Below are 12,201 nucleotides of genomic sequence, written 5' to 3' on the forward strand. Positions count from 1 at the left end.
GAGCTTGTCGATGCAGCCTCTGTATGCGCAAAGTTCGACAGCCGGCAAAAGGCCCTTGCATCCCAGGCGGAGAGGCTAAAAAGGCGTCTCGAGGCCCTTACCGAAGAAAAAGAGTTGCTGAAGGAGGAAAAATCCGGGCAAGAAACACGGGCCAGGGCGCTTGAGGCGGAAATAAAGGCGCTTGAGGCGGAAATAAAAAAAAAGATCCATGACATCTCAACGGCCGAGGCGGAAAGCTTCGGGCTGGAACAGGCGCTGTCCCACCTACGGAATCAAAAGACCCAGATCGATTCCAGCCTTGCAGCCGTCACAGCAAGACTGAATGCCTTAAGGGCCATAGAAGATTCAATGCAGGGCCTCGGAGAGGCTGCAAGATCCACCCTCAGGCATTTTAAGGGCCTGAAGGCGCTTGCAGACCTCCTGATCGTAAAATCGGGGCTTGAATCGGCAGCCGAATCCGCACTTGAAAAGACCATAGAGGCTGTGATCCCCGAAGAGGAAACGATGCTAGATGAGATAATCGATTTCGTCAAACAAAAAGGAATGGGAGATCTGCGGGTTTTGGCACCATGGCTGATCGATGGACCTGATTCAGGAGATGAGGACGATGGGGTTGCAGCCGCTCGGCCGCCGGCAAGCAGGGTTATAAGATCCATCTCCTCAGGATGGAGATTGACAGACGACCTGGACTCAGCGATCAAGGCATTTAGAGAGGCCAAGGCAGGCGGTGACCTGAACGCCTGGTATACCTATATCACACCAAGCGGGGATATTCTCTACCCTTGGGGCGAGATCGTAATAAAGGGCGGCAAGAATAAGGGACAAGGGATACTTTCCAGAAAGGCCGAGATCGCCCGACTTGCTGTTGAGGAAAAAGGGCTCAGGTTAAAATCGGCTGAAATAGCCTCTAAGGAAGAGACTCAAGGCATGAGGCTCTCGGATGCCGTCAATCGGCTGAAATCCCTTGTCAAGGACAAGGAACGCTTGAACAACGAGGTCTCGAGACAAAAAAGCGAATTGGACCGCTTGAAGACCAGGCTTGAATCCCATGAAGAGAGACAGACAAGGTTAGATCTGGAGATGGATCAGATCGAGGATGAACTTTCAGAGGTGGAAGCGGATCTCGAACAAACGAATGCCGCACTTGACAGGGCAAAAAGGGCCAAAAACGAGGCTGAAAACAAGATAAAGGGCAGAGAAGACGCCCTTAGGCAACAAGAGGCAGTACTACAAAGACGCCAAAAGGTCCTCGAAGATATGAGGATCGCCGCCGCCGGCCTGAACGCAAGGCTTGAGGAAAAAAGGCATGAACTTACTGTCCTTGAAAAGAAGCTCGCGCGGATAAATGAAGACATAAAGGCGGCTGGCGAGATAAAAACCAAGGTAGGCTCAGTGCTCGACTCCATAAGACAGTCCGTGACCAAAACCTTCAAAGAGGTGACCGAACAGGAAGGATTGATAGAGACGAAAAGGGCCAAGAGCAAGGCTATCAGATGCGCCTTCGACGAAAAAAGACAGGAACTGGCCAGTCTCGATGTCGCTGTAAAGAAAAAACTCGAAGAGACAACCCTTCTCGAAAAAGAACTCCATCAAAGGGAGATTGAGATAAATACGCTGGTCCAGGCTATGCAGTTTTTAAAAAAGACTGCACGCGAACGCCATCAGGCCGAGATAGAAGATGACTGCCATAACTGGCGCCCTGAGCGATTCTCATCAGGCGAGGCAAAACTAGAAATTGCAAAGATATCAAGCGAAATAGATGCAATAGGGCCTGTAAACCTTACAGCCCTCGACCAATACAAAGAAGTCGAACAGAGGCGTTCCTATCTTGCAACCCAGAAAGATGATCTAACCAATTCCATAAATGACCTAGAACATGCAATAAGACATATAGATCAGGTCTCAAGGGAGAGGCTCAAGGGCACGATCGAGGCGGTGAACAACAGCCTCGCAGAGATATTCCCGCTACTCTTCGATGGCGGAAAGGCCTGGCTTGAACCGGTCGGCGACGGAAACCCTCTTGAAGCCGGACTGGATCTGGCAGTACACATACCTGGCAAGCGTATAGGCCATCTAAACCTCCTCTCGGGCGGCGAAAAGGCACTTGCAGCCATCTCTTTAATCTTTTCACTCTTTCTCATAAAACCAAGCCCGTTCTGTCTCATGGATGAGGTAGACGCCCCGCTTGATGAGGCGAACACACTAAGATTTTGCCGACTTGTAAAAAGAATCGCACAAAAGACCCAGATGATCCTTGTAACCCACAACCAGCGCGTAATGGAGCAGGCCGAGGCGCTCTATGGGGTGACGATGGAAGAGAATGGTGTCTCGAAACTGGTATCTGTAAAGCTTACCTGATGTTACCCGATACGCACGCTTGGAAACAACCCTGCATCAGTATGAGGGAGGAACAAGGCCGAGACGTAATTTTCCATAAAATGCGGATTGCCGCTCAGATCAAAGTGGGTCATCATCCTGGCGCTCCTTGAAACCTCCTTCATGGCATCGATCGACATGGCCATAGCCCTTGCCCCAGCGAGGGAGCTGTTACCTACAAAAAAGAACCTGTCTCTCGGGATATCAGGCAAAAGGCCTATTGTGACGGCCTGTTCAAGGTCAAGGTAGCTCCCGAAATTTCCAGCAAGTACCACCCGCTCAAGGTCTTTGAAGTCCATCCCGACGGACTCCAAGAGGGTCTGATAGCCTGCAAACATAGCCCCTTTGGCCCTTATGAGATTTTCAATATCCGCCTCGGTAAAGACAATATCCCTGCCCGTCGCTGTTGCACCTTTCTCTACAACGACATACTCCCAACCGTCTCTGCCCGGCCTTATACGGCCGGTCTTGAGGTTGCGCCTGAATCTGCCCTGCCGATCTATGGCCTCGACCATAAAAAGTCCCGCCATAAGGCTTATTATCCCTGAGCCACAGATGCCTTTGGCCTTCTTACCGCCTATGGTGAGGATCATCGGCTCAAAGGTCTCGGGATGGATGTGCACCGCCTCAACCGCCCCGGTTGTCGCCCTCATACCGTGCATGATCCCACCCCCCTCAAAGGCTGGTCCTGCCGAACATGCCGCACAAGCCATCCAGTCCTGATTCCCTAAGACGATTTCGCCATTCGTGCCGATATCGATAAAGAGCGTAAGCTCATGACTACGATGCACCCCTACACCCACCACGCCCGCGGTTATATCCCCCCCTACGTAACTAGCCACACATGGAGCAAGAAACAGATACACATGCGGCGGGAGGGCTATCCCGATGTCCTTAGCCCTTACAGGCGGGAGGTGTGTAGCCACAGGGACATAAGGCTGTGTCCTCAGATAACCGGTCTCAAGTCCCAACAGTAGGTGCGTCATGACAGTATTGCCAGCTGCAGTCATGAGACTTATCGAGTCTTTCGGACACCTTGAAGATGAACAGATCTCAGCGATTAAGGCATTCAGGCAACCGATTATCTTCTGCTGCAAGGTCAGGAGCCCATCCTTTTTCCTTGCAAACTCCATCCTTGAGATCACATCCTCTCCGAAACTCACCTGCGGATTGTAATTCGAGACCTCGGCCAAAATCTTCCCTGTCGTCAGCTCTATGAGCTGGCCCGAAACAGTAGTTGTACCTATATCAAAAGCGAGCGCAAGGTGACCACCAGCCGCATCTCCTGGCTCAACCCTTATGAGCTTCTTAACATCCGGCCTTGGGCCCTCCATCATACTCACTGTCGTCAACCACTCTTTTTCACGCAGGGCTGCAGGCAGATCAAAAAGGATGGTGGTGTCGACCTCAACTGTTGTGCCCTTTAATCTACCATTCATCAATTCGCGCTGGAGACGGTCGAGGTCGCTTGCGCTATCCGAGAGATCGGGCCGCGGTACATTGATGGCGACCTTTTCCACGACCGGACGCAGGTCAAATGGCATCCCGCCGTGAGCCTCCAGCCAAGAAGCAATCTTTCTGGGCGCAGCCCTCGAAAGGGCCCGTCTGTCCATCTCCGATTCCACAGGCACCCTGATCTTTACGTCACTTACAGGATAAGAGGCACATGCCTTCCAGGCACCGTCAGGAAACCTTTCACCCCTTAACTCCCCGTCATCCAGAAAGACCTTGCACTTATCGCATACGCCGGCCCCACCGCAGGATGCGTTGATATGAATGCCAGCCCTCATGGCCATCCTGAGGATTGCCTCTTCCCCTGATGTCTCGATTGTTGTATTTGATGGTAAGAATGTGACCTGCATAGACGTTCCAAAAAATTTGCAATTTATCAAATCGCCTTAAATAAACACAAATGGATATCATCAAGCAAGGTATAAAAAACAAAGTTGGACGAGGATCTACTATCAATCTGGGGATATTTCAATTCAATCCGCGCCCTGACACCCCATGGTTGAACTGGAAGAGGGTGCGCACGGCCATACAGAGACTCAGGGAAAACGGTGTCGACATCATTCTCCTGCCGGAACTCTGGGCTACCGGCCCACTGCAACCAGGGATGCCGTTGCCTTTAAACGAGCTTGATGAGATAAGGCAAGAGGCCCAGACCCTCTCCAAATCCCTTGGCGTCCTGATCATCGGAACGCTTCCGACACCCTGCACGGACGGTGCAAGACATAACCTCTACAATGAGACCCATGTCTTCGGCCTTGACCGTCCACATCACCCCTATAGGAAGATCAACCTGTTTCAGCCGATGGCGGAACACAAGCTCTTCAATGAAGGACATACGCCGGCTGTGCTGTGGACCCGAACAAATGGCCTGGAAATAGGCATCGGCCTCATGACATGCTATGACCTGAGGTTCCCGGAGCTTGCAAGGCAGCTCATCTTTGAAGGCGCCCACATCCTCGCGGTCTCGGCCCTCTGGCCGACTGAAAGGTTGAGCCAGTTCAAGACCCTGCTTTCGGCAAGGGCCACAGAAAACCAATGTTTTACAGCCGCAGCAAACGCATGGGGGGATTTCAAAGACACCAGGTTTGCAGGTGGTTCAGGGGTCTATGGACCATCAGGCAAACTAATTGCCGCCGCCCCAGATTCAGAGGCCTGGATATCCATCGGCCTTGACCTTGGAGAACTTGACGAAATCCGCCGACAATTTTTTACCGCTCACCCCCCAAGGCACTGGGCCGCACTTACTCAAGGCAAGATATGTGATCTAAAATCATTAAAAGAAACAGCATCGCGGCGGCGCAGGGCAGGCCAAAGGATGGTCTTTACAAACGGCTGTTTTGACATCATTCATGCGGGCCATGTCCAATATCTGGAGACCGCCAGACGTATGGGGGATTTTTTGGTCGTCGGCCTCAACAGTGACAGATCTGTTAGTGGGATAAAAGGGAAAGGGCGCCCTATAAACAATGAATGGGCCAGGGCCAGGGTCCTCGCAGGGCTTCAGGCCGTTGACTATATAACGGTCTTCGACGAACCCGATCCCCTTAAGACAATCGAGTCCCTTATGCCTGATGTGCTTGTAAAGGGTGCCGACTGGGATGAAGATCATATAATAGGGGCTGGCATTGTAAAGAAGAATGGGGGCAGGGTGGAAAGGGTGCCGTTTGAATATGATATATCAACTACAAAGATCATAAGGCGGATATTAGATCCGTCAAAAAATTGACTAAGATTGGATACAGCAGATCGCTATCTAGCGATATCTTCATGAGATCAATAAAGAAAACACTGACAAGACTGTCTTGCGGACCGGTGGCATATATATTGCTGTATCCAATACAAACGGGCCTCAAGGCAGGATCATAAACGACACGGAGACAATGCCATGGCTGAACAAGAAGAAAAGGTAAATGCAACAGAGACCGATACCCCCAAAAAGAAAAAAAACATGCTGCTGATAGCAATCATCGGCCTGATTGTCGTCATCGTATTGGCAGGGCTCGGTTCCTATTTGTTTCTCTTTAAAAAACCCAGCAACGAGGCGCTCGAAAGAGAAATAAACGGCGAGCATGAAACCAAAGGTGCAGACAAGGGAAAGGTCGGCATCATGGTGGACTTGGAGCCCTTTGTAGTAAACCTCGACGACCCTAAGGCAAGACACTTCCTCAAGATCGCAATCACCCTTGAAGTGCCTGATGAAAAGGCCAAAGAGGAGATAACAAAACTCATGCCCAAGATCAAAAACGAGATAATCATGATCCTGAGCAGCAAGTCGCTTGATGACGTCATTCCTGTGGAAGGCAAGATAAAATTGAGAGACGAGCTCATGGTCAGATTAACCAACATACTCGGCCAGGGTCGTTTGAACAACGTCTATTTCTCGCAATTTGTAGTTCAGTCATGAATGCGCTTTTAAGCCAAGAGGAAATAGATGCACTTTTAAGCGGCATAGGCGAGGTCACCGAGGTCACAAAAGAGGCCGAAGCAAAACCGACGCCGACGATAGGAGAGGTGGTACCTTTCGACTTCGAAAAGGCGACCCTAATGATCAAGACCAAGTTTCCAGGTCTTGACATCGTAAACGATCAGTTTAACAGGGGTCTTAGAACCACCCTATCTTCCATACTGAAACTTGCTGCCGACAGTAGTGTAGCCCCAATCGAGATAATAAATTTCAAAAATTTTTTGAACAGGATACCTGTCCCGAGCAATATCCACATCATAAAACTGGAGCCGTTCCGTGGGACTGCTATGGTAGTATTGGATCCAAAACTGGTCTTTTCCATAGTGGAGATATTCCTAGGGTCCACCAAGCTCGGGCAGAGCAGGATAGAAGGGAGGGAGTTCACCTCCATAGAGCAGCGGTTGATAAAGAGGATCATAATCTCTATATTGAACGACCTCGAAAGGGCCTGGCGAAACATACATCCCGTCACGATCCAATACATACGCTCTGAAATAAATCCGCAATTTGCAAAGATAGCCCAGAACGACGACGCGGTCATCATATCCAGATTTCAGATAGACCTGGAGGAGATCAGCGGATCAATTACCGTCTGCATACCACTCGGCGTACTCCAGCCCATAAAGTCAAAATTGCAGAGCACTTTTCAAAGCGAAGAGGCTGAAGATCCACTCTGGCGCAAACAATTAATCAGGAATCTTTTCGAGGTTGAGGTGGACATAACAGTACCGCTTGGCGACACCAACATAACAGGGGCCGAGCTTATGGACCTGGGTGTGGGGGACATCATCCAGCTCGATACAAATATAGAAGACCTCCTCAACGTCATAGTCCAGGATAGGCCCAAATTCGCCGGACATCCCGGCCTGTTCAGGGGCCAACGTGCAGTGCGGATCGAAAAGGCGATCAAGATGGATGAATGACGATATAAAAATACCAAGAAAACCTCTGTGGAGAGCAAAAAGATGTTGACTCAGGAAGAATTGGACAAATTACTGGCCGAAGGGTCTGATGGCATAGAAGGCCAAAAGGCCAGCGGCGGGCAACAAGGCGATCCTGCAAAAACAGGTGAGGTGGCACAAGAGCCACCTAAGGCGCCGGAAGAATCGGGCACCATCGACTGGTCCCAAGCCTTCAATGAAGCCGCCGCCGGTGGCGACAAGGCAGCCGCCAAAGCAGTCCGAAAAGGGACGGTCGAGACCAGCCAAGACAAACCTGCGGATGCAAAACAACAAAATCAAGGTGCAGGGAAGCCGAAATTTGACGAATTTCAAAGACCGGCGGTGCAGGAAGAAGGCGGTGCAGGGAAGCCGGATCTCAATTTCATACTCGACATCCCGCTAGACATATCAGTTGAGCTCGGCCGAACAAGGCTTCAGATCCGGGAACTCCTCCAATTGGGACAAGGGTCTGTGGTCAGTCTGGACAAGCTTGCGGGCGAGCCGGCGGATATTTATGTAAACCAAAAACTCATGGCAAAGGGGGATATCGTGGTGGTCAATGAGAAGTTCGGCATAAAACTGACCGAGATCATAAGCCCTGCCGATCGTGTAAAAAATCTTGGTTCACAGAAATATTGACCCTGCAGATATCAAGGGCTGGATCGACCAAATGGAAACCGCGGGTTTCATTATAAAGACTATAGGCGCCATGGCCATCGTCCTCGGACTTATGACGGCGGCCCTGTACGGCATAAAGTTATGGGACAGGAGGCTTAGGGGGGGCAAGGCAGACCCGATAGAGGTCATTTCGACAAAGATGATAATCCCAAAGAAATATCTGTGTATCGTAAGGGTAGCGGACAAAATCCTCATCATCGGCGCCTCCGAAAACGCTGTGGGCCTTTTAGGGACATTGGAGCCAAATTATTTTGAAGCGACGCTCAAGGACAAATCGGATGCCCTATCAGATCATTAAAAATTTCATAACGAACACACTTAAAAAGGGGGTCTATCTCATGTCTTATACAAGACCTTTTCTGATCCCTGTCGCTACGGCGTCTTTCCTGCTGACGCTTACCTGCACTTCATGGGCCATAACCATACCTACGCTGAAAATAGGCCTTGAAGGGGATGACAGCCCTGCCAAGGTTGCTACGGCCCTTGAGATCATCGCACTTCTTACCGTACTTTCCATCGCGCCGTCCATCCTGCTCATGACTACATCTTTTACAAGGCTCATAATAGTCTTCGGCTTTCTCCGTCAGGCCTTGGGTACGCAGCAGATGCCACCCAATCAGGTGCTTGCAGGACTCGCCCTGTTTCTCACCTTTTTCATCATGCAGCCGGTATGGTCTCAAGCCAATTCCACAGCCGTAAGACCCTATCTAAATGAAGAAATATCCTTTGACGAGGCTGTAAAAAGGATACAGGTGCCATTCAGGGATTTTATGTTCAAACAGACAAGGGAATCCGATCTGGCCCTGTTTGTAAAACTCGCGAAGATCAAAGACCCGAAGGACAGGGACGCCATACCAACGCTGACACTGATCCCTGCATTTATGATAAGTGAACTCAAGACGGCCTTCGAGATAGGATTCATATTGTTCCTGCCGTTCCTAATCATCGACATGATGGTGTCAAGCGTACTTTTGTCATTGGGTATGATGATGCTCCCGCCGATCTTGATCTCACTGCCGTTTAAACTGCTCCTATTTGTATTGGTCGACGGATGGAATCTCCTTGTAGGTTCCCTTGTAAAGAGCTTTTTCTAGGTGGTGATGCAATGACACAGGAAATGGTTGTAGGGCTAGCAAGACAGGCCATAGAACTGACCTTAATCCTGAGCATACCTATGCTTGGCGTCGGGCTCATAGTCGGCCTTGTAGTCAGTATATTCCAGGCCGTAACCCAGATCCAGGAGACGACTCTTACATTCGTACCCAAACTCATAGCCACATTTATCGTCACCCTCTTTTCGTTTCCTTGGCTGATGAACAAACTCCTGGATTTCACCCGACATCTTATCGAAGGGATACCAGGTTATATACGCTGAACATGGAACAAGACCTATTGTACTCAGCTATAACGCACTATAAAGTCTTCGTCCTGGTCTTGATACGCCTGAGCACAATGCTCTTCTTCATGCCTGTCTTCAGCTCCGCGACAATACCGGCTGGCGTCAAGGCAGCAATTTCGATCGTCACTTCACTGATGCTAACACCCGTCGCACCGTTTTCGCCGCAAAGCCTCCCTAATTCACTGGTCGGTTTTTTATTGCTTGTAACGACAGAGGCCTTTACAGGACTTACATTGTCCCTCATCCTGCGCCTTATATTCGCTGGACTCCAGACAGCAGCCCAGATGGTGGGGTTTCAGATGGGCCTTTCTGTGGCAAGCGTAATGGAACCCCAATCAGGCGCCCAATCGCTGGTTGTTGCTGAATTCGTCTATCTTACCGCCCTTACGCTTTTTCTGGTTTCAAATGCACACCATCTCGTAATAGAGGCCATATACGAAAGCCTTGCGATCCTGCCGCCTGGCGGGCTTACCCTAAAGGCACCCCTTTCCACCATCATATTGAAGATGGCCTATGAGATGTTTGTCATCTCCGTCAAAATAATGGCGCCTGTAATGGCCATACTGTTGTTTTCACAAGTCGCGCTCGGCATCCTTGCCAAAATAGTCCCGCAGATAAATATGCTCATCTTGAGCTTTGGCCTGAATATAGCCCTCGGACTTATATTTCTCGGCCTCACACTCCAGATCTTCTGGCCGGTCCTTGCCGGATATCTGAGAGAAGGGATAAGGCTTATACCTGCCGCAGCGGCTGTCATGGCTGGCAAATAGGATTTGAACGGGGATTGCTATGGCTGAGGAATCTTTTCAGGAACGAACGGAAAAGGCCACACCCAAGCGCAGGGAAGAGGCCAGAAAAAAAGGACAGACCGCAAGGAGCAGGGAGCTGTCGTCTGTAGCGGTATTACTCTCCGGAATACTTACATTTTTGTGGGCAGGCGGACTTTTTTATCAACAATCTGCAGTCATGCTGCGATATTACCTTGGAAATGCGGCCAATATCAGGATAACGACTGGCAATATAGAGACGATCGCCGCAAATGGCATATGGCGCTTTATGATGATAACAGGTCCTCTTCTTTTCGTGCTGGCGCTTGTTGCAATTGCTGCAAATTACCTCCAAGTCGGCCCGCTGATCTCTTTTGAGGCCATAAAACCCAAATTTTCAAAGATCAATCCGATAGAAGGCTTAAAAAGATTGTTTTCAGCCCAAGCCGTCGCAGAACTGCTGAAATCGCTCCTGAAGCTTGTAATAGTAGGAATTATAGCCTTTAAAACGATAAGGGGCGAAATAGATCGCATCCTACCACTTACAGACCAGTCCCCGATCCAGATATTCCTGTATATGAGCAGGGTGAGCTTCGCCATGTTCTGGAAAATATGCATCGCGATAGCTGCCATTGCCGTGCTGGACTTCATCTTTCAGAAATGGGAATTTGAAAAGGGCCTCAGGATGACAAGACAGGAGGTGAAAGAAGAATATAGAGAGACAGAGGGAGACCCCCAGATAAGGGCAAGGATCAGGAGCATCCAAAGGGAAATGGCCAGACGCAGGATGATGGCGGCGGTACCCGAGGCGGATGTGGTGATCACGAACCCTACACACCTTGCAGTTGCATTGAAATATGAAACGGGCAAGATGGAGGCGCCACAGGTGACCGCCAAGGGATCAGGGTTTATAGCGGAAAAGATCAAGGAGATAGCCAAGGCGAACGGGGTACCGACGATCGAAAACAAGCCGCTGGCCCAGACGCTTTTCAAGCTGGTTGAGGTTGGCATGACCATACCTGAGAATCTTTATCAGGCGGTCGCCGAGGTCTTGGCCTATGTCTATCGAATGAAAAACAAGGGTTCAAGGGGGTTGAGGAGATAAATGGCGGGAAGCGCTGTCAAAAACATCTGGACCAATATTCAGATAGATAGCAGTAATATAATGGCAGCGGCAGGGGTGCTGGCCATACTGCTCATAATGGTCATGCCCATCCCGGCTACGGCCATGGACATACTCCTTGCCTTCAATATGAGCATTTCCCTCCTGATCCTGCTGCTTTCCCTTTACATCATAAAACCGTTGGACTTTCCGATATTTCCATCGCTGCTGCTCCTTACAACCCTGTTCCGCCTGTCGCTCAATATAGCTACAACAAGGCTAATCCTGATCCACGGGCATGAAGGTATAGATGCGGCCGGTAGAATCATCATGGGATTCGGCCAGTTTGCAGTAGGTGGAAATTTTGTAGTAGGGGCCATAGTCTTTTCAATACTGGTGATAATAAATTTCGTAGTCATCACAAAAGGTGCCGGCCGCATTGCAGAGGTGGCGGCGAGATTCACTCTGGACGCCATGCCAGGGAAACAGATGGCTATAGATGCAGATCTAAACGCTGGGCTCATTGATGAAAAAGAGGCAAGGGCCAGGCGCAAGGATATAGCTAAAGAGGCGGAATTTTACGGGGCCATGGACGGCGCCAGCAAGTTTGTTCGCGGCGAGGCCATAGCAGGCCTCATCATCATGGCCATAAATATAATAGGCGGCTTTGTGATAGGCGTCATTCAACAAGGACTGCCTATAGCCGCAGCCGCAAGGAGTTATACGCTCCTCACAATTGGAGACGGCCTTGTCTCTCAGATCCCAGCCCTCATAATTTCAACCGCGGCAGGCATACTGGTAAGCCGTGCAGCCTCCGATGCAGGAATAGGCAGGGAATTCATAAGGCAGTTTGCAGCCCAACCCGAGGCCCTGGCAATCACCTCTGCAATGATCTTCTTCTTCGGCATGATTCCAGGGCTTCCAGCTATCCCATTCAGTGCATTGTCTATTGGTCTCGGCAC

Annotated in this window: 12 protein-coding genes; 11 read left to right on the forward strand and 1 reads right to left on the reverse strand. The window is 50.2% G+C overall.

The features are described 5' to 3' along the window. Positions 1-2,358 (forward strand): hypothetical protein (locus tag ACP5SG_RS07980; RefSeq protein WP_428123359.1); only part of this gene is annotated, 2,358 nt, incomplete at its 5' end. 2 nt (positions 2,359-2,360) lie between these two features. On the opposite strand, the gene ACP5SG_RS07985 is transcribed toward ACP5SG_RS07980, so the two are convergent. Then, positions 2,361-4,238 carry an ASKHA domain-containing protein gene (locus ACP5SG_RS07985; RefSeq protein WP_424661352.1) on the reverse strand — a complete coding sequence of 626 codons (1,878 nt, stop codon included), beginning with the start codon at positions 4,236-4,238 and terminating at the stop codon, positions 2,361-2,363. A 50-nt stretch (positions 4,239-4,288) separates the two neighbouring features. Between ACP5SG_RS07985 and rfaE2 the strand changes: the two genes are divergently transcribed. The 10 genes from rfaE2 to ACP5SG_RS08035 form a co-directional block, all read left to right on the forward strand. Continuing rightward, positions 4,289-5,614, forward strand: coding sequence for a D-glycero-beta-D-manno-heptose 1-phosphate adenylyltransferase (gene rfaE2, locus ACP5SG_RS07990; protein ID WP_330873285.1), 1,326 nt, complete (start codon positions 4,289-4,291; stop codon positions 5,612-5,614). Between the two features lie 159 nt (positions 5,615-5,773). Then, positions 5,774-6,292: a flagellar basal body-associated FliL family protein gene (locus ACP5SG_RS07995; RefSeq protein WP_424661353.1), complete on the forward strand. Its 519-nt coding sequence runs from the start codon at positions 5,774-5,776 to the stop codon at positions 6,290-6,292. Continuing rightward, positions 6,289-7,275: a flagellar motor switch protein FliM gene (gene fliM, locus ACP5SG_RS08000; protein ID WP_424661354.1), complete on the forward strand. Its 987-nt coding sequence runs from the start codon at positions 6,289-6,291 to the stop codon at positions 7,273-7,275. Before ACP5SG_RS07995 ends, fliM begins: the two co-directional genes overlap by 4 nt. A gap of 45 nt (positions 7,276-7,320) precedes the next feature. After that, entirely contained in the window at positions 7,321-7,932 is a 612-nt protein-coding gene (gene fliN / locus ACP5SG_RS08005) for a flagellar motor switch protein FliN (RefSeq protein WP_407932053.1), read from the forward strand. 31 nt (positions 7,933-7,963) lie between these two features. Further along, the gene (locus ACP5SG_RS08010; protein WP_237888419.1) at positions 7,964-8,269 is read left to right on the forward strand and encodes a FliO/MopB family protein; all 306 of its coding nucleotides are present in this window, start codon (positions 7,964-7,966) and stop codon (positions 8,267-8,269) included. A gap of 40 nt (positions 8,270-8,309) precedes the next feature. Beyond that, positions 8,310-9,065 carry a flagellar type III secretion system pore protein FliP gene (gene fliP / locus ACP5SG_RS08015; protein ID WP_424661365.1) on the forward strand — a complete coding sequence of 252 codons (756 nt, stop codon included), beginning with the start codon at positions 8,310-8,312 and terminating at the stop codon, positions 9,063-9,065. An 11-nt stretch (positions 9,066-9,076) separates the two neighbouring features. Beyond that, entirely contained in the window at positions 9,077-9,346 is a 270-nt protein-coding gene (gene fliQ / locus ACP5SG_RS08020; RefSeq protein ID WP_237888421.1) for a flagellar biosynthesis protein FliQ, read from the forward strand. 2 nt (positions 9,347-9,348) lie between these two features. Further along, a complete protein-coding gene (gene fliR, locus ACP5SG_RS08025) occupies positions 9,349-10,140 on the forward strand; it encodes a flagellar biosynthetic protein FliR (RefSeq protein WP_237888422.1) in 792 nt (263 codons plus the stop codon). A gap of 19 nt (positions 10,141-10,159) precedes the next feature. After that, the gene (flhB, locus tag ACP5SG_RS08030) at positions 10,160-11,242 is read left to right on the forward strand and encodes a flagellar biosynthesis protein FlhB (protein ID WP_237888423.1); all 1,083 of its coding nucleotides are present in this window, start codon (positions 10,160-10,162) and stop codon (positions 11,240-11,242) included. After that, a partial coding sequence (locus tag ACP5SG_RS08035; protein WP_428123373.1) for an FHIPEP family type III secretion protein occupies positions 11,243-12,201 on the forward strand: 959 nt, incomplete at its 3' end.

Source organism: Dissulfurimicrobium sp., assembly GCF_049968175.1.
Classification (GTDB): Bacteria; Desulfobacterota; Dissulfuribacteria; order Dissulfuribacterales; family Sh68; genus Dissulfurimicrobium; species Dissulfurimicrobium hydrothermale.

What these genes read in the sequence shown, in the direction of transcription:
- fliP (WP_424661365.1), top strand. Translation starts at nt 8,310, where the DNA reads ATGTCTTATACAAGACCTTTTCTGATCCCTGTCGCTACGGCGTCTTTC.
- rfaE2 (WP_330873285.1), top strand. Translation starts at nt 4,289, where the DNA reads ATGGATATCATCAAGCAAGGTATAAAAAACAAAGTTGGACGAGGATCT.
- fliR (WP_237888422.1), top strand. Translation starts at nt 9,349, where the DNA reads ATGGAACAAGACCTATTGTACTCAGCTATAACGCACTATAAAGTCTTC.
- flhB (WP_237888423.1), top strand. Translation starts at nt 10,160, where the DNA reads ATGGCTGAGGAATCTTTTCAGGAACGAACGGAAAAGGCCACACCCAAG.
- ACP5SG_RS08010 (WP_237888419.1), top strand. Translation starts at nt 7,964, where the DNA reads ATGGAAACCGCGGGTTTCATTATAAAGACTATAGGCGCCATGGCCATC.
- fliQ (WP_237888421.1), top strand. Translation starts at nt 9,077, where the DNA reads ATGACACAGGAAATGGTTGTAGGGCTAGCAAGACAGGCCATAGAACTG.
- ACP5SG_RS07995 (WP_424661353.1), top strand. Translation starts at nt 5,774, where the DNA reads ATGGCTGAACAAGAAGAAAAGGTAAATGCAACAGAGACCGATACCCCC.
- fliM (WP_424661354.1), top strand. Translation starts at nt 6,289, where the DNA reads ATGAATGCGCTTTTAAGCCAAGAGGAAATAGATGCACTTTTAAGCGGC.
- ACP5SG_RS07985 (WP_424661352.1), bottom strand. Translation starts at nt 4,238, where the DNA reads ATGCAGGTCACATTCTTACCATCAAATACAACAATCGAGACATCAGGG.